Source organism: Streptomyces sp. NPDC058632 (assembly GCF_042717095.1).
GTDB lineage: Bacteria > Actinomycetota > Actinomycetes > Streptomycetales > Streptomycetaceae > Streptomyces.
The window spans coordinates 16,655-32,834 of record NZ_JBHXQZ010000031.1; the positions used below are offsets into that span (position 1 = coordinate 16,655).

The following is a 16,180-nucleotide window of genomic DNA, read 5'->3' on the forward strand; positions in this document are numbered from 1 at the left end:
CGTCGGCTCCTCCGTGCGGGCCGGCGTGCGATGGAGGAGTACTTCGACGAGTACGGGTGGCCGACACCTGGGGAGACGGCCGAGGCGGATGCGCGACTCGACGCTCTCTTCGGAGAGACGTCGCAGGAGCGTCGAAGCGCATGAGCCACATCATCTACGACGCCGGCGCGCTGATCGCCGCGGTGGAGAACGACCGGGCGTTCCTCCACCAGCACTACCGGGCGCTCGGCAGGGGGGAAGACCCCCGTCGTCCCGGCGGGCGTTCTGGCGCAGGGCTGGGACTCGCGTCCCAAGGCGGCGGGTCTGCATCGTGTACTGCACGGGTGTGAGGTGCCGCCGCTGACCGCTGACCGCTGACCGCTGACCGCTGACCGCTGACCGCTGACCGCTGACCGCTGACCGCTGACCGCTGACCGCTGACCTGGCCAAGGCGGCCGCCGTGCTCTGTCGGAAGAACAAGACGTCCGACGTCATCGACGCGAGCGTCGTCCTCGCCTCCATCGCCCGCGGCGAGGCGCCGATCCTCACCGACGACCTGGGGGACATCAGGGCGCCGGCCGCCTGTGCCGGCCGGGAGGGCATTCGCGTCGAGCGGTCGTGAGCCGTGAGCCGTGAGCCGTGGGTCGTGGGTCGTGAGCCGTGGGTCGTGGGTCGTGAGCGTGTGAACGTGTGAACGGGGGAGTGTGTGACGCGGGGCACTTTTCCGAGTGGCCCGCGTCGCCCTGGGCATGAGCCCTCCTGCGCGGGTGCCCGGAAGTCTCACGATGCGATATCGAGGAGGCGATTTTCGGGCGCTCGATAGAATGAACCGACCGCACTGTGCACACATGTGCGCAAAACGTGGGACAACGACGGAATGAGCGAGGAGCGCACGTGGGCCTTGTCGTGCAGAAGTACGGAGGCTCCTCCGTAGCCGATGCCGAGGGCATCAAGCGCGTCGCCAAGAGGGTCGTGGAAGCCAAGCAGAACGGCCACCAGGTGGTCGTCGTGGTTTCCGCGATGGGCGACACGACGGACGAGCTGATCGATCTCGCCGAGCAGGTATCCCCGATTCCTGCCGGGCGCGAGCTCGACATGCTGCTGACCGCGGGAGAGCGGATCTCCATGGCCCTGCTGGCCATGGCGATCAAAAACCTGGGCCACAACGCCCAGAGCTTCACCGGCAGCCAGGCGGGTGTCATCACCGACTCGGTCCACAACAAAGCCCGCATCATCGACGTCACGCCCGGCCGGATCCAGGCCTCGGTGGACGACGGCAACATCGCCATCGTGGCCGGTTTCCAGGGCGTCAGCCAGCAGGGCAAGAACATCACCACGCTCGGCCGCGGCGGCTCCGACACCACCGCGGTGGCCCTGGCGGCCGCCCTCGGCGCCGAGGTGTGCGAGATCTACACCGACGTCGACGGCGTGTTCACCGCCGACCCGCGGGTGGTGAAGAAGGCCCGGAAGATCGACTGGATCTCGACCGGGGACATGCTCGAACTGGCGGCCTCCGGGTCCAAGGTGCTGCTCCACCGCTGTGTGGAGTACGCCCGCCGGTACAACATCCCGATCCACGTCCGCTCGTCCTTCAGCGGACTGCAGGGCACGTGGGTCAGCAGTGAGCCGATTCAGCGAGGGGACAAGAAGGTGGAGCAGGCGCTCATCTCCGGTGTCGCGCACGACACCTCCGAGGCCAAGATCACGGTCGTCGGTGTGCCGGACAAGCCGGGCGAGGCGGCCTCGATCTTCCGTACGATCGCCGACGCCGAGATCAACATCGACATGGTCGTGCAGAACGTGTCCGCGGCCTCCACCGGCCTCACGGACATCTCGTTCACGCTGCCGAAGACCGACGGCCACAAGGCCATCGACGCCCTGGAGAAGAACAAGGGCACCATCGGCTTCGACTCCCTGCGCTACGACGACCAGATCGGCAAGATCTCCCTGGTCGGCGCCGGAATGAAGACCAACCCCGGCGTCACGGCCGACTTCTTCACCGCGCTGTCCGACGCCGGCGTGAACATCGAGCTGATCTCGACCTCCGAGATCCGCATCTCGGTCGTCACCCGCAAGGACGACGTGGACGGTGCCGTCCGCGCCGTGCACACCGCCTTCGGACTGGACTCCGACAGCGACGAGGCCGTCGTCTACGGGGGTACCGGCCGCTGATGACGCGGTCCGGGCGACCGGCGCTCGCGGTCGTGGGAGCGACCGGAGCCGTCGGCACGGTGCTGCTCCAGATCCTGTCCCAACGGGCGGACATCTGGGGCGAGATCAGACTGATCGCCTCCCCGCGCTCGGCCGGCCGCAAGCTGGTCGTGCGCGGCGAGGAGACCGAGGTCGTGGCGCTCACCGAGGAGGCCTTCGACGGGATCGACGTCGCGCTGTTCGACGTCCCCGACGAGGTCGCCGCGCGGTGGGCGCCCGTCGCCGTCGCGCGGGGCGCGGTGGTGGTGGACAACTCCGGCGCCTTCCGCATGGATCCGGAGGTGCCCCTCGTCGTCCCCGAGGTCAACCCGCACACCGTGCGGATCCGCCCCCGCGGGATCGTCGCCAACCCGAACTGCACCACCCTGTCGATGATCGTCGCCGTGGGCGCGCTGCACGCCGAGTTCGGGCTGCGTGAGCTGGTCGTCTCCTCGTACCAGGCGGTCAGCGGCGCCGGGCATGCCGGCGTGCGGGCGCTGCGGGAGCAGCTCTCCCTGGTCGCGGGTACGGAGCTGGGGACCGGCCCCGGTGACGTGCGCCGGGCCGTGGGGGACGGCACCGGGCCGTTCGCGGATCCGGTCGCGCTGAACGTCGTGCCGTGGGCCGGGTCGCTGCGCGAGGACGGCTGGTCCTCCGAGGAGATGAAGGTCCGCGACGAGTCCCGCAAGATTCTCGGCCTGCCCCGCCTTCCGGTCGCCGTGACCTGTGTCCGCGTGCCGGTGATCACCACGCACTCGCTCACCGTGCACGCCCGGTTCGAGCACGAGGTCACCGTCGACGCGGCCCGCGAGATCCTCGCCACCGCGCCAGGCGTCGTGCTGTACGACAATCCCGCCGCAGGCGAGTTCCCCACGCCCGCCGACGTCGTCGGCACGGACCCGACCTGGGTGGGGCGGGTCCGCCGGGCCCTGGACGACCCGACGGCGCTCGAGCTCTTCGTCTGCGGCGACAACCTCCGCAAGGGCGCCGCCCTCAACACCGCGCAGATCGCCGAGCTGGTGGCGGTGCCGGTCCGGCCCTGACCGCCCGCCCGCCCGCCTCGTAAATAATGCTTGGTCACGGCATTTGCTTTGTAGGATCTGTGCAAGTGATGTGAACCGGTCATGGTGCTCTGATCTCTTGATCCCGACCGGCAGGCAGTCAAGGATTTACCTTCCGCCCCGCGCAACCGCGTGCCGGGCGGAGAGCGTCTTTGCGGGCACCCCTTTTTCCGGGCGTGCCGGAGGACGAGGTGGTCTTTTCCGGACGTGGGGACGTCCGGAGCCGGACGTGGGGACGTCCGTTCATATGAGGCATAGGGGAAGAGCGGGACGCATGAGGGCATTCGGTGTGCTGTCGGTGGTGCTGCCCGGCATGGACAGGGGACGGCCGGTTCCGGACGCCCTGATAAACGTGTCGTCCGGCACGTACAACCCTCATGGGGGGACGTGTGTCCAACTGGCGTGGCTGAGGTACTCGACTTCGCAACGCCGCGCGGCCCGGCTCTACGCCCGCCCCGCCAGGCACTCCGACCCCGCAGGGCCGGTGCGTCCGGTGGCATGCCGGTGATTGCGCCGATGCCCGCAGCGCGGCCCGCCCGCATACCCAGTCAGCGTGACGGCGGTGCCGACGACGTAGTGGCGGCCGGCACGACCGTCGACCACCTCACCGAGACCTACCGCGCGCACTACCGGTCGCTGCTGGGCCTTGCCGCGCTCCTCCTCGACGACACCGCCTCCTGCGAGGACGTAGTCCAGGAGGCGTTCATCCGCGTCCACTCCGCCCGCAAACGCGTCCGGGACCCGGAGAAGACCCTGGCGTATCTGCGTCAGACGGTCGTCAACCTCTCCCGTTCCGCGCTGCGCCGCCGCATCCTCGGCCTGAAGCTGCTCTCCAAGCCCATGCCCGACATGGCGAGCGCGGAGGAGGGCGCGTACGACCTGCTGGAACGCGACTCCCTCATCAAGGCGATGAAAGGACTCCAGCGCCGTCAGCGCGAGGTACTGGTGCTGCGCTACTTCGCCGACATGACCGAGGCTCAGGTGGCGGCGACGCTCGGCATCTCGCTGGGCTCGGTGAAGGCGTACGGCTCGCGCGGGATCGCGGCGCTGAGGGTGGCCATGGAGACGCCGGTATGAGCGGCGGGAAGGACGTGCACGGCGAGGAGCGCGAGCCGCAGGAGCACGGGGCGCGGGAGAGTGCGCCCGAGCCCGCCCCCGGGGGCGGGCAGCGCGAGCCCGAAGAGGGTTCGTCCGAGGAGCCTGCGACCGAGACGCTCGCCGTCGAGGGCGCGTCCCGGTCCGACGGCACCTCCGGCTCCGACGGCACCTCCGGCTCCCGGGGCACGTCCCCGTCCGAGGGCGGGACCGGAGCCGACGGCCCGGGGTCGTCCGACGGGGACGGCCTGCGCGTGCTGCGTGGGCTGGTGTCGCCGCTCGGGCAGCAGTCGAAGCAATCGCATGCGGGGAACGGAACTGTGAACGACGGCAGCGCCGGCCCGGACGAGCAGGGACTCGACCGGCTCGGCCCGGACGAGCTGGAGCTGCGCAGCCTGCTGCACAGCTCGGTGGGCGTGGTGGAGCCGAGCGAGGGCTCGCTGGACTACCTGCGGCGCGCGGTCCCGGCACGCCGGGCACGCAAGCGGCAGATCCTCGTCGGCGCGGCGGCCGCCGCCCTCTTCGTCGGCACGGCCGTACCGGCTCTCGTGCACGTCTCCAACTCCACCGGCCCCGACGCCAACCCGTCCGCCGTGGGCCATGCCTCGCAGACACAGGGCGGCACCGGCGAGGGCAAGGGCCCGGGCGAGGGCGAGAGCACCGCGGGCGGTACCTCGGACCAGGTCGAGGGGGACCGGAAGGACGACACGAAGGACGAGGAGAAGGACACCGGCACCGGGGCGAGCACGGGCGTGACGGAGGGGGCGGATCCCCCGGCGAGCGCCGCCGCGGGGTCGCCCGTCTGTACGGACGCGCAGCTCGGCCCGGCCGTCGCGAGCAGCGACGCCCCCGACTCCACCGGCGCGGTCTACGGCTCCTTCCGGGTGGCCAACGTGTCCACCGCCGACTGCGTCGCCGGCGGTCCGGGAAGCCTGAGCGTGACGCCACTGGGTGCGGCCGACACCGCGAAGGTGGGCTCGGCCCGGCACACGGCCGGGGACGCGGCGGCGGGCCTGCCGGACCCGTCCCTGGAGGCCGGGCCACTGGTGCTCAAGCCGGGTGAGTCGTACGACGTGAAGTTCGCCTGGGTGCCCTCCGAGCCCTGCCCCACCAACGGCGGGGGCGGCGACACCGGCGGCAGCGGCGGCGACCCCTCGCCCGACCCCAGCCCGTCCGAGAACCCGACGGTCGACGACGGCACGTCCACGGGCGGCGACACGGGTACCGCGACCCAGCTCCTCACGGAGGACGGCACGACCGACGGCAGCGTGACGGTGACGTACACCCCGGAGGGGGGAGCGGGCACGGCGACCGCCACGGTGTCCAACGCCTGCGCGGGGACCGTCTACTGGACGGGACTGCTGCCGACGACGGCGAGCTGACGGCGACGGCGGGCCGACGAGGCCGGCCCGTCACACCCCTGACGGGCTCGGCTGGTCCTGCTTCTGGTCCTGGTCCCGCTTCTGGTCCTGCGCGGGCTGCTCGTCCGGGACCAGGCCCAGTTCCGTGTCCCGGAGGAGTTCCGCCTCGCGGCGCACCAGGCGGAACCACATGAAGATCACGAAGCCCACGAAGGCGAACCACTCGGCGGTGTAACCGAGGTTCTGGAAGGCCTTGAGGTCCAGCCCGGTACCGCCGGGCGCGACCGCGGGCACCGCCCGCATACCCGAGTCGCCCTCATTGAGGGTGATCCACGCGTCGTACACGTCGTGGGGCACCAGGTTCACCAGGGACGCCGAGCTGATCGCGCCGGTCTGTCCCTCGGGCAGGCCGCTGAGGGCGCCCACGCCGTTGCTGCCGGGTGTCTCGGACGCCTGGAGCGCCCCGGTGACGGTGACCTCGCCGTCCGGCGGCGCGGGCGCGTCGGCCGGGTCCGGGGCGCCGGGCAGCCAGCCCCGTACGACGGGCAGCACCTTGCCGGTGTCGGTGTGCAGCAGCGTCAGGACGTAGTGGCCGGGCTCGCCGTCGAGGTCGCGGTCGGGCACGAGGAGCTGTTCCTCGTAGCGGCCGCTCGCGGTGGCCTGCTTGCCGGAGGTCACCTTGGTCACCGGCAGCAGCGTGTCCAGCTGCCGGGCCTCGTCCTGCCGGCTGGAGGTGACCTGTTCCTCGGCGTCGCGGTGGTTCTCGACGCGGTCCTCGAACCGGCCCAGCTGCCATGACCCCATGAAGATGCAGAAGGGGATGGCGAGCAGCACGAAGACGTTGATCCCCCACCATCGGGGCGTCAGCAGAAACCGGTACACGCCCCCACCGTACGGTGCCGCGCCCGGGAACCGGCCCGCGGGGGCCGCCTCGAAGGCCCGCGGTCCCGCCGGTTGTCCACAGGCTGGGGATCCCGGTTGTCCACAGGCCGGGGGCCTCGGCGGCGCGAACCCCGCCGGGGCGGGCAGTATGGGGCCATGACTGAGAGCAACGGGTCCGGCGCACCGGCGCGGCGGACGGACCGGACCGAGCGAGTACATCAGGGCGAGCGGATGCCCGACTGGGAGAAGCGCTTCCGGGCGCCGCGGGTGTCCCTGCCCGACTGGGCGGAGGACGCCCCCGACCGTTCCCTGTTCGTGTCGAACGCGACGGGGACGTACGAGCTGTACGCCTGGGACCGGGCGACCGGCGGGCAGCGCCAGGTGACGGACCGGCCCAACGGCACCACGGACGGCGTGCTCTCGCCGGACGGCGAGTGGATCTGGTGGTTCGACGACAAGGACGGCGACGAGTTCGGCGTCTGGCGCCGCCAGCCGTTCGCGGGCGGTCCGGACGAGCTCGCCGCCCCGGGTCTGGACGCCTCGTACCCGGCCGGTCTCGCCCTCGGCCGGGACGGGAGCACGGCCGTCGTGGGCCGTTCCACGGACGAGGACGGTACGACGATCCACCTGGTGCGGGCGGGTGACGCGGCTGCGGCGCCGGTGGAGATCTACCGGCACCGTGAGTCGGCGGGCGTCGGGGACCTCTCGTACGACGGTTCGCTGATCGCCGTCGAGCACACCGAGCACGGCGACGCGATGCACTCCGCGCTGCGCGTGCTGCGCCCCGACGGCACCACGGTCGCCGAACTGGACGACACCAGGGGCGGCACCGAGGAGCTGGGCCTGGAGGTGCTGGGCTTCGCCCCCGTCGACGGTGACACGCGTCTGCTCATCGGTCACCAGCGGCGCGGCCGCTGGGAGCCCCTGGTGTGGGACGTGGCGACGGGCGAGGAGACGGACCTCTCCCTGGAGCTGCCGGGCGACGTGAGCGCCGAGTGGTTCCCGGACGGCACGGGCCTGCTCATCGCGCACAGCTTCGAGGCCCGCAGCGAGCTGTTCCGTTACGACCTGGCGGGCCCGGAGCTGGTGGAGATCGACACCCCGCCCGGCACCGTCTCGGGCGCGACGGCCCGGCCGGACGGCAGTGTGGAGTACCTGTGGTCGTCGTCGGCCCAGCCGTCTGCGGTGCGCTCCACGAGCGGCGGGATCGTCCTGGACCCGCCGGGGATGCGTTCGCCCGGCTCGGTGCCGGTGGAGGACGTCTGGGTGGAGGGCCCCGGCGGCCGGATCCACGCCCTGGTCCAGAAGCCCGAGGGCACGACCGGCCCGCTGCCCACCGTCTTCGACATCCACGGCGGCCCCACCTGGCACGACAGCGACTCCTTCGCCGCCGGCCCCGCCGCCTGGGTCGACCACGGGTACGCGGTGGTCCGCGTCAACTACCGGGGCTCCACGGGTTACGGCCGTGCCTGGACCGACGCGCTGAAGCACCGGGTCGGACTGATCGAGCTGGAGGACATCGCCGCGGTCCGTGAGTGGGCGATCGGCTCGGGCCTCGCGGACCCGGACCGCCTGATCCTCACCGGCGGCTCCTGGGGCGGTTACCTCACCCTGCTCGGCCTGGGTGTCCAGCCCGACGCGTGGACGCTGGGGATCGCGGTGGTCCCGGTCGCCGACTACGTCACGGCGTACCACGACGAGATGGAAGCGCTGAAGGCGATGGACCGCACACTGCTCGGCGGCACGCCCGAGGAGGTGCCCGAGCGGTTCGAGGCGTCCTCCCCGATCACCTACGTCGACCGGGTGAAGGCGCCGGTCTACATCTCGGCCGGGGTGAACGACCCGCGCTGCCCGATCCGGCAGATCGAGAACTACGTCCACCGCCTCCAGTCCCGCGAGGCCCCCCACGAGGTCTACCGCTACGACGCGGGGCACGGCTCCCTGGTGGTCGACGAGCGGATCAAGCAGGTCCGCATGGAACTGGACTTCGCGGAACGGCACTTGGGAACGGGGACGGGGACGGCGGAGGGAGAGGGGAAGCAGGGCTGAGGGATTTCGACGCGGGTGTTCCCCGGGCTCCGGCCGCCCGGGGAGCACCGGCAGGTCACCTCCCCGACCGTTCCCTCCCTCTGCGCCCGAGCAGTTCCGCCAGTCCCCGCCGGGTGGCGCCCAGCACCACCCGGTCCTCGTCGCGCAGGACGTACGTGTCGGGCAGGTCCCACACCAGCCCCGACGGCCCCGACGGCCCCGACGGCTCACCGGCCGCCGGGGCGCCGCCGGTCCCGGCCCCGCCGGTACCGGCGGCGTTCCCGGAGCCATGGCCGGCGCTGTTCCCGCCCGCGCCCGGCGCCGCCCGGGTCGCCGCCGTGTCCAGGGCCAGCACCCGCCACGCCCCGGCCCGGAACGCCTCGCCGACCGTCTTGCCCTCCAGCTGCGGATGCCCGCCCACGGTCAGCGCCGCGAACAGCAGCACCCGCCGCTCGACCGGAATGGCCCCCAGGATCTGCCGGCCCATCATCGCCCCGGCGAAGGCGGGTGCGGCCAGGTGGGAGACGCTGCGGCTCCGGGTCACCGCGTCGGGGTGCGCGGCCCGCAGCGTGCGGTACACGGCCGTCGCGAACTCGTCGTCGTACAGCCGCAGGACGACCCGCAGGTCGGCGCGTACGGCCCGCGCGTACAGCACGGCCTCCAGGTTGGTGGTGTCGGCGCTGGTGAGCGCGAGGAACGCGTCGGCCCGGTGGATCTTCGCCGCCTCCAGTACGCCCTCCTGCGTGACGTCCCCGAGCACCACCGGTACGCCCAGCCGCCGTGCCGTGGCCATCCCCCGCGCCTCCGGGTCGGCCTCGACGCACACCACGGGGATGTGCAGTTCGCGCAGCCGGGTCAGCACCCGCGTGCCGATCTTGCCGAGCCCGAGCAGCACCACGTGCCGGCTCAGCCCGCGCGGCGGCTTCCGCAGCGCCGACACGATGCGGAAGGTGCCCAGCGCCTCAAGGACGGCCGCCAGCATCACCGGCAGCAGCAGCAGCCCGACCAGTCCGGTGAGCAGTTGCAGTACCTGTCGGCCCATGGACTGGTTGTGCGCGGGCTCGTTGATCGCGAAGAGGTCGAGCAGGGTGACGTAGATGGCGTGCAGCGGGTGGTCGTCCGTGACCAGGGCCAGCACGACCGCCAGGACCACCACGGCCGTCGCGAGACCCGCCAGCGACCACCGCAGCCGCTGCGAGAACAACGAGGCGAACGGCGGCACCCCGGCCCGTACGGCGGGCAGCGGCGGCCCGGAGTACGACACCTGCTCCAGCACCATCGTGCCGCGTCCGGTCGCCGCCGCGACGGCCGCCGCGTCGGGCAGCATCTGCGGCCCCTGGTCGCCGCTGTCCTCCGAACCGTCCGAGCCGGCCGGGTCGTTGCTCGTCGCGGACAGCAACGCCAGCGTGCACAGGCCGGGATCGGCGACCTCGCCGGGCCGCGGGGGCCGGCGTTCCACCGCGCGCAGCATCAGCCCGTCGGTGTCGACGATCTTGCTGGTGCCGACGAGCGCGGTGGCGACCAGGGCGGGAGCGGCCGTGTCGGCGTCGGACAGCACGGTGGTGGAGGCGTCGGCGCCGGGGCGTCCACGCCCCTGCGTGTCGTCACCGGACAGCTCCGCGGCCTGGTCGAGCAGGTCCTCGATGTGCCGGCCCAGGCGCCGGTTGTAGAGGCGCAGGACGAGGCGGATCCTGGGGTTGATCCGGCGGGCGTTGAGGGCGGCGCGGATGTTGGTCTCGTCGTCGTCGTACACCAGGGCCAGCGCGGCGGCCCGTGCGACGCCCACTTCGGCGAGTACGGCGTCGGTGGGTTCGGCGGCCTCGACCAGTCGTTCGCCGGACGGGTCGTCCGAACCGCCGTTGCCGCCCGCGCGGTTGACGGTGGCGTTCACGAACCGGTCGAGCAGCGCGGCGGACGCGGCGCGGGCCCGTCCCACCACCGGTTCCCGCACCCGGAGTCCGGAGGGCGGTACGACGAGGGTGACCTGTTCCCCGTACACGCCCCGGAGCTCGGCGGCGAGGCGGTGCGCGAGTCCGTCGTCACCGCACACCACCATGTGCGAGGAGGGGACGCCCGGCAGGGTCTGATTCGGAAGGCTCACCACGAGAGGAAAGACTGCCGTATACACGCAGGCGGTTCCAGGGGCGCACGACGGCCGGTGCCGCACCGTGCCGAACGGCACTGAACGGGCCCGCCCTCCGCTCCGTATCCAGGGGAGGGGGACGCGCGCCCCGCCCCGCCGACGTCCCCGCTCCCGCGCGCGAGTCCGGAGGTACCCGGCCCGTGGCCATGACCAAGCCGGCTCCCCGCAGGGGGGCCGACGGTGACGCGGGGCCCGGTGACGGTGGCGGTGGCGGCGGTGGAACGGCCGGGGAGTCGCGGCACCTCGACTCCCCCCTCCTCCTCGTCCTGTTCCTGCTCTCCGCCGTGATGTTCCAGGACCCGATCCGCCGCGCCCTGGGCGCCCCGGTGATGCAGAGCTGGACGACGGTGTTCGTGGCGGTGATGATCCAGGCGCTGCCCTTCCTGGTGCTCGGCGTCCTGCTGTCCGCGGCGATCGCGGTGTTCGTCCCGCCGTCCTTCTTCGCCCGCGCCCTGCCGAGGCGCCCGTCCCTGGCGGTCCCGGTCGCGGGCGCGGCGGGCGCGGTGCTCCCCGGCTGCGAGTGCGCGTCCGTCCCGGTGGCGGGAGCGCTGGTGCGCAGGGGAGTGGCCCCGGCGGCGGCCCTGACGTTCCTGCTGTCCGCGCCCGCGATCAACCCGATCGTGCTGACGGCGACGGCGGTCGCCTTCCCGGACGATCCCCTGATGGTCCTCGCCCGGTTCGTGGCGAGTCTGCTGGTGGCCTGCCTGATGGGCTGGCTGTGGCAGCGCCACGGCCGCGCCGACTGGCTGCGTCCGCCGTCCCGTTCGTCCTACGAGGGGCAGAGCCGGGGTGCGGCGTTCTGGGGGTCGGTCCGGCACGACGTGATGCATGCCGGCGGCTTCCTGGTGGTCGGCGCGATGGCCGCGGCGACGCTGAAGGCGGTCGTCCCGGCCGCCTGGCTGCAACGGGCGGCCGACCATCCCGTGCTGTCGGTCCTGGTGCTGGCGGCGCTGGCCGTCCTGCTGTCGATCTGCTCGGAGGCGGACGCGTTCGTCGCCGCGTCCCTGACCCAGTTCTCGCTGACGGCCCGGCTCACCTTCCTCGTGGTGGGCCCCATGATCGACCTCAAGCTCTTCGCCATGCAGGTCGGCACGTTCGGCCGCGGCTTCGCCCTGCGCTTCGCCCCGGCGACCCTCGTCCTGGCGGTCGCGGTCTCGGTCCTGACGGGAGCGGTGCTGCTGTGAACCGGTCGCGTCGCCACCCGAACCCGAACCAGAACCCGAACCGGCAGGCGCAGGCGGCCCTGCTGTTCCTCCTGGGCGCGACCGTGCTGCACGCCGGACTGACCGACCTCCACCTGCGCTACGTGAAGGCGGGCCTGCGCCCGCTGCTCCTGCTGTGCGGGGCCGTACTCGTCGTGACGGCGGTGGCGACGGTCTGGTACGAGTGGCGCGGGGCTCGCGGGGCTCGCGGGGCTCGCGGGGCTCGCGGGGCTCGCGTGGGGCGCGACGGCGGGCCTGATGATCATCAGGGGCGTCACGAGCCCCGGATCTCCTGGCTCCTCGCCCTCCCCGTCCTCGCCCTGATCCTGGTGGCGCCACCGGCCCTGGGCTCGTACAGCGCCACCCGCACGGGTACGGCCCTGCAGAAACCGTTCGGCTTCCCGGAACTCCCCGCCGGGGGCACGCTGCGCCTCGGGGTGGGGGAGTACGCGGCCCGCGCGGTCTACGACGACGGCCGCGGCCTGGGCGACCGGCCCATCGAGATCACCGGCTTCGTCGCGCTGGACCCGTCCGGCACTCCCTACCTGGTCCGGATGTCCCTCAACTGCTGTGCCGCGGACGGCCAACCGGTCAAGATCGCCCTGACCGGCGAGGTTCCGCCGGTCCTGCAACCGGACGCCTGGCTGGAGGTCGGCGGCACCTACAGCCCGCGCCGGACGAAGGACCCGGTCAACGACGGGCCCGTCCCCTACTTCGAGGTCACGTCGGCGAAGCCGGTCCCCGCCCCGAAGGACCCGTACGACGAGGTCTGGAACGGCTGAGCGGGCTCGCCACCGCTACCACCCACCGCTATCGCTCACCGCTATCGCTCACCACCGCTATCGCTGCTGCTGGGCGGGGCTGCCGTCGGCGGCCGTCTCCCGGGCGACGGTCCCGCCCTTGACGACGGTCTCGCCCTGGATGACCCGAGGGGCATCCGGCTGCTGCGCCCGCTCCCCCTGCGGCTGCTGAGAGGGCTGGGACTGCTGTGCCTGGGACCGCCGCTCGTCCTCCTGCGCCTCCGCCTTGGCCGCGCGGGCCTCGGCCTTGAGGATGCGGGCGGACTTACCGGCCGAGCGGGCCAGATCGGGCAGTTTTTTCGCCGCGAGCACGGCTATGACGACGATGAGGATGATCGCGAGTTCGCTCAGTCCGAACATGTGGGGGTCCGTCCGTCCTTCTCGTGAGCCGTTGCCGGATGCCGCCCGTAGAATCTACAGCAATGTAGAGAATTTGACGGCGTCCGTTCGTCTATACGATGACCGCCGGGGAACGGGAAGACGACGGAAGGGAGACAGGCCGTGGTCGAACACAGTCGACGTCACCGGCGGCGGGGACAGGGCGAGTTGGAGGCGTTGGTGCTGTCGGCGCTGCGGGAGGCGGACGGCCCGGCGACGGCCGGCTGGGTGCAGGAGCGCCTGGGCGAGGACCTCGCCTACACGACGGTCGTCACGATCCTCACCAGGCTGCTCGCCAAGGGCGCGGTCACCCGTGAACGCGCGGGCCGCTCCTTCGCCTGGACCCCCGCCTCCGACCACGCCGGCCTCGCCGCGCACCGGATGCGCAGGGTGCTGGACGCCGAGAGCGACCGGGAGGCGGTCCTGGCCAGCTTCGTCACCGGACTCGGCCCGGACGACGAACGACTGCTGCGGGAACTGCTGGGTCAGCCCCGGGGCGACGGGGAAGACTGAGGCCTCATGGGGGTGTTCGTCTTCCTGCCGCTCGTCCTGCCGTTGACGGCATGGCCGATCGCCCGGCTCGCCGCGCAGCACCTGCACCCGCGGACCGCGACGCGGATGCTGACCTGGGTCGCGGCGGTGATGGCGGTGTGCAGCACGGTGTGCCTGTGTCTGGTGATGGTGGTCGGCACCGCCACCCTGCCCGGCAATCCGCTGCCCGACGGCTGGTCGGACCCGGAGGTGCGGGAGGCGGTCCCGTACGACGAGGTCGTGGGGAAGGCCGCCATCCCCGCCCTGTGCGCGGTGCTGCTGGTCTGCTCCCGGACCCTGTGGCGGCATGTCCGTACCCGCCGCCGCGCCCACCGGGCCCTGGCCGGCCTGCCGGACACGGAGGTGGCGGTCCTGCCCGACGGCGCCCCGTACGCGTACGCCCTCCCGGGCACCGGACCGCGCCGCGACCGGGTCGTGGTCACCACCGCCCTCCTGGACCACCTGGCCCCCGCCGAACGCCGTGCCCTGTTCGCGCACGAGCGCGCCCACCTCACCGCGCGCCATCACCGGTTCCTGCTGGCCGTACGGCTGGCCGCGCATGCCAACCCGTTCCTGCGCCCCCTGCGCACGGCGGTGTCGTACGCGGCGGAGCGCTGGGCGGACGAGGAGGCGGCCCGTGCGGTCGGCGACCGCCGTACCGTCGCCACCGCCATCGGCAAGGCGGCCCTCGCCTCCCGGGCCGGCGGCCCGCCCCTGCTCGCGTTCGCGGCGCCGGGACCGGTCCCCCGCCGGGTGGCGGCGCTGCTCGCCCCGGCTCCGGCCACGGGATCCTGGCCGGAGGTGTTCACCTCGGCGGGCCTGGCGGCCTGGGGAGCGGCCGTCGGGACGGCCGCGTCGGCGATGTCGTCCGCCAACGCGGCGGTGACCCTGTTCTGGATCCTGCGCGCGGCGACACCGCTGTAAGGCAGGCAGGCAGGCAGTGCAAGCAGTGCAGGCAGTGCAGGCAGTGCAAGCAGTGCGGGCAGTGCAGGTGCGGCGGGCCGGACTCTCAGCCGATACCCGGCCCGGAGCGCGGTCCCCCGTGTCCGTACGTGCTGTCGCTGCCGTACGCCTCCCGGTGCTCGACCAGTTCCCGCACCCAGCCGTCGACCTCGGTGGCCCAGTCGCGGGCGTCGTCGTGGCCGACGGTGAACCGGCTGAGCGCGTCGTGCCCGGTGTCCTCGTCGCCGCCCGCGCTCCCGCCGCCCCGCTTGTCGGCCTCCAGGACGACGTCGATGCCGCCCGGGTGGGTGAGGAAGGTCAGCTCGATCTCCTCCACCCGGTCCGCGTACGACGGGGCCGGGGTGAACCCGATCTCCTGGTGGAAGGGCAGCCGCTGCCCGGTGCCGCCGATGCGGCCGTGCTCGAGACCGGCGGACCGCAGCCCGTACCCGAGCTGCCGGAACGCGCCGATGATCGCCTCCTGGGCGGGCAGCGGACCGACACCGAGCGGACCGACACCGAGCGGATCGAGGCCGGGGCCGGCGTCCGGTTTTCGCGCCCCGGACACCGCCAGCTCGGTCCGCACGCCGAGGCGGACGTCCAGTGCCCGGCCGTCCAGCTCGGTGACCGGTGTCTCCCACGGCAGCGTCACCCCGAACGGCACGGTGCGCGCCTCCCCCTCGTCCAGCCGGAACCCGCCACCGATGGCGAAGCGCTCGAAGACGACGGTGGCAGCTCCCCCGCCCTCCCCTTCCCCGTCCTGCACCCGGGCCACGAGCTCAAGGGCCACCTGCTCGACGTCGAACGCGGTGTCGCCGCCCACGAGCCGCACCTGCCCGGCGAGCGTCCCGCCGGGCCGGACGGCCCCCGGCTCCAGAACCGTGTCGACCGTGGGCCCGCCCGACCCCGGCGAACCGAGCAGCCGCTTGAACACCATCGGGGCATCCGCTCCTTATCTGCCACTTGACCTGTCGCGTGCGTACACCTGCTTGCACCTGCGCACAGGGAACAACCGCGTGGAGCATAGAGGGAGTGCCGGGCGACGTCCGTGGCGGCCGGGTGGGGCGACCCGTGCACGGGCAGCGCGACCGAAAAGGAGCCGAACGGCAGAGGAGGGTGCCCGCCCCGCGGCTCTACTGCTGGTACGGCTGCTGGTGCTGCTGGGGCGGCTGTCCGTACGGCTGGCCGCTGCCGGGGCGGCCCGCGTCCTGCGCCTGCAACTGCTCGGCCTGCTCCGAGGACACCTTCGACTCGGCGCCGCAGAAGGTGCACTGCGTCGTGTACTTCGTCGAGACCGGGAACAGCGGCACGAAGAACAGCGTGAACTTCGTGACCCGCTTCCTGAGCGTGTGCGCGGAGGGATTCCCGCACTGGGTGCACACCAGTGTGAGTATCGCGAGCTGGTAGAGATATCCCTTGGTGCCAAAAATGATCATGTGATTGCCCCTTTCAGGCGCATGGCCGGCCGCTGCCTCTGAGGGTGCCACCACCCGCGCCACGAAAACCACCGTCCACCGGAACCACGACGCGGGAACTTTCGAGGTGGGTGAGGGGTGAGCGGTCGGCAACGTGGCAGACCCGAAGACTG

General features: G+C 72.6%; 16 protein-coding genes. 11 read left to right on the top strand and 5 right to left on the bottom strand.

The genetic code is table 11. The features are described 5' to 3' along the window. The first annotated feature begins 140 nt into the window (after positions 1 to 140). The 6 genes from ACFWVE_RS14325 (at position 141) to ACFWVE_RS14350 (ending at position 5,707) form a co-directional block, all read left to right on the top strand. The gene (locus tag ACFWVE_RS14325) at positions 141 to 329 is read left to right on the top strand and encodes a hypothetical protein (RefSeq protein ID WP_384012867.1); all 189 of its coding nucleotides are present in this window, start codon (positions 141 to 143) and stop codon (positions 327 to 329) included. A gap of 110 nt (positions 330 to 439) precedes the next feature. Then, positions 440 to 601: a hypothetical protein gene (locus tag ACFWVE_RS14330; protein WP_384012870.1), complete on the top strand. Its 162-nt coding sequence runs from the start codon at positions 440 to 442 to the stop codon at positions 599 to 601. 272 nt (positions 602 to 873) lie between these two features. Further along, positions 874 to 2,151, top strand: a complete 1,278-nt coding sequence (locus ACFWVE_RS14335) for an aspartate kinase (RefSeq protein ID WP_384012873.1) — start codon at positions 874 to 876, stop codon at positions 2,149 to 2,151. Continuing rightward, complete coding sequence (locus ACFWVE_RS14340) at positions 2,151 to 3,212, top strand: aspartate-semialdehyde dehydrogenase (RefSeq protein WP_384012876.1); 1,062 nt, start codon at positions 2,151 to 2,153, stop codon at positions 3,210 to 3,212. Before ACFWVE_RS14335 ends, ACFWVE_RS14340 begins: the two co-directional genes overlap by 1 nt. A 420-nt stretch (positions 3,213 to 3,632) precedes the next feature. Then, positions 3,633 to 4,307 carry a SigE family RNA polymerase sigma factor gene (locus ACFWVE_RS14345; RefSeq protein WP_384012879.1) on the top strand — a complete coding sequence of 225 codons (675 nt, stop codon included), beginning with the start codon at positions 3,633 to 3,635 and terminating at the stop codon, positions 4,305 to 4,307. After that, positions 4,304 to 5,707: a hypothetical protein gene (locus tag ACFWVE_RS14350; RefSeq protein ID WP_384012882.1), complete on the top strand. Its 1,404-nt coding sequence runs from the start codon at positions 4,304 to 4,306 to the stop codon at positions 5,705 to 5,707. Before ACFWVE_RS14345 ends, ACFWVE_RS14350 begins: the two co-directional genes overlap by 4 nt. Before the next feature lie 30 nt (positions 5,708 to 5,737). Here ACFWVE_RS14350 and ACFWVE_RS14355 read toward each other — a convergent pair whose 3' ends face one another. Continuing rightward, positions 5,738 to 6,568 (bottom strand): SURF1 family protein, encoded by an 831-nt coding sequence (locus ACFWVE_RS14355; RefSeq protein ID WP_384012884.1) that lies wholly within the window; start codon positions 6,566 to 6,568, stop codon positions 5,738 to 5,740. A 156-nt stretch (positions 6,569 to 6,724) separates the two neighbouring features. On the opposite strand from ACFWVE_RS14355, the gene ACFWVE_RS14360 reads away from it, so the two are divergent. Further along, positions 6,725 to 8,617, top strand: a complete 1,893-nt coding sequence (locus tag ACFWVE_RS14360) for a prolyl oligopeptidase family serine peptidase (RefSeq protein ID WP_384012887.1) — start codon at positions 6,725 to 6,727, stop codon at positions 8,615 to 8,617. A gap of 55 nt (positions 8,618 to 8,672) precedes the next feature. On the opposite strand, the gene ACFWVE_RS14365 is transcribed toward ACFWVE_RS14360, so the two are convergent. Continuing rightward, positions 8,673 to 10,652 (bottom strand): potassium channel family protein, encoded by a 1,980-nt coding sequence (locus ACFWVE_RS14365; protein WP_384013009.1) that lies wholly within the window; start codon positions 10,650 to 10,652, stop codon positions 8,673 to 8,675. Between the two features lie 227 nt (positions 10,653 to 10,879). On the opposite strand from ACFWVE_RS14365, the gene ACFWVE_RS14370 reads away from it, so the two are divergent. Both ACFWVE_RS14370 and ACFWVE_RS14375 read left to right on the top strand, forming a co-directional pair. Further along, positions 10,880 to 11,923: a permease gene (locus ACFWVE_RS14370; protein ID WP_384012890.1), complete on the top strand. Its 1,044-nt coding sequence runs from the start codon at positions 10,880 to 10,882 to the stop codon at positions 11,921 to 11,923. Then, positions 11,920 to 12,723 carry a TIGR03943 family putative permease subunit gene (locus tag ACFWVE_RS14375; RefSeq protein WP_384012893.1) on the top strand — a complete coding sequence of 268 codons (804 nt, stop codon included), beginning with the start codon at positions 11,920 to 11,922 and terminating at the stop codon, positions 12,721 to 12,723. Before ACFWVE_RS14370 ends, ACFWVE_RS14375 begins: the two co-directional genes overlap by 4 nt. A gap of 57 nt (positions 12,724 to 12,780) precedes the next feature. Here the strand turns inward: ACFWVE_RS14375 and ACFWVE_RS14380 are convergent, their stop codons facing one another. Next, positions 12,781 to 13,101, bottom strand: coding sequence for a twin-arginine translocase TatA/TatE family subunit (locus ACFWVE_RS14380; protein WP_384012896.1), 321 nt, complete (start codon positions 13,099 to 13,101; stop codon positions 12,781 to 12,783). 141 nt (positions 13,102 to 13,242) lie between these two features. On the opposite strand from ACFWVE_RS14380, the gene ACFWVE_RS14385 reads away from it, so the two are divergent. Further along, entirely contained in the window at positions 13,243 to 13,632 is a 390-nt protein-coding gene (locus ACFWVE_RS14385) for a BlaI/MecI/CopY family transcriptional regulator (RefSeq protein WP_384012899.1), read from the top strand. A 6-nt stretch (positions 13,633 to 13,638) separates the two neighbouring features. After that, entirely contained in the window at positions 13,639 to 14,574 is a 936-nt protein-coding gene (locus tag ACFWVE_RS14390; protein WP_384012902.1) for a M56 family metallopeptidase, read from the top strand. Positions 14,575 to 14,659: 85 nt separating this feature from the next. Here ACFWVE_RS14390 and ACFWVE_RS14395 read toward each other — a convergent pair whose 3' ends face one another. Next, complete coding sequence (locus tag ACFWVE_RS14395) at positions 14,660 to 15,529, bottom strand: sporulation protein (protein ID WP_384012904.1); 870 nt, start codon at positions 15,527 to 15,529, stop codon at positions 14,660 to 14,662. Between the two features lie 196 nt (positions 15,530 to 15,725). Further along, positions 15,726 to 16,028: a zinc-ribbon domain-containing protein gene (locus ACFWVE_RS14400; protein ID WP_384012907.1), complete on the bottom strand. Its 303-nt coding sequence runs from the start codon at positions 16,026 to 16,028 to the stop codon at positions 15,726 to 15,728. Positions 16,029 to 16,180: the final 152 nt, after the last annotated feature.

What these genes read in the sequence shown, in the direction of transcription:
- ACFWVE_RS14365 (WP_384013009.1), bottom strand. Translation starts at nt 10,652, where the DNA reads ATGGTGGTGTGCGGTGACGACGGACTCGCGCACCGCCTCGCCGCCGAG.
- ACFWVE_RS14390 (WP_384012902.1), top strand. Translation starts at nt 13,639, where the DNA reads ATGGGGGTGTTCGTCTTCCTGCCGCTCGTCCTGCCGTTGACGGCATGG.
- ACFWVE_RS14360 (WP_384012887.1), top strand. Translation starts at nt 6,725, where the DNA reads ATGACTGAGAGCAACGGGTCCGGCGCACCGGCGCGGCGGACGGACCGG.
- ACFWVE_RS14340 (WP_384012876.1), top strand. Translation starts at nt 2,151, where the DNA reads ATGACGCGGTCCGGGCGACCGGCGCTCGCGGTCGTGGGAGCGACCGGA.
- ACFWVE_RS14395 (WP_384012904.1), bottom strand. Translation starts at nt 15,529, where the DNA reads ATGGTGTTCAAGCGGCTGCTCGGTTCGCCGGGGTCGGGCGGGCCCACG.
- ACFWVE_RS14325 (WP_384012867.1), top strand. Translation starts at nt 141, where the DNA reads ATGAGCCACATCATCTACGACGCCGGCGCGCTGATCGCCGCGGTGGAG.
- ACFWVE_RS14350 (WP_384012882.1), top strand. Translation starts at nt 4,304, where the DNA reads ATGAGCGGCGGGAAGGACGTGCACGGCGAGGAGCGCGAGCCGCAGGAG.
- ACFWVE_RS14400 (WP_384012907.1), bottom strand. Translation starts at nt 16,028, where the DNA reads ATGATCATTTTTGGCACCAAGGGATATCTCTACCAGCTCGCGATACTC.
- ACFWVE_RS14380 (WP_384012896.1), bottom strand. Translation starts at nt 13,101, where the DNA reads ATGTTCGGACTGAGCGAACTCGCGATCATCCTCATCGTCGTCATAGCC.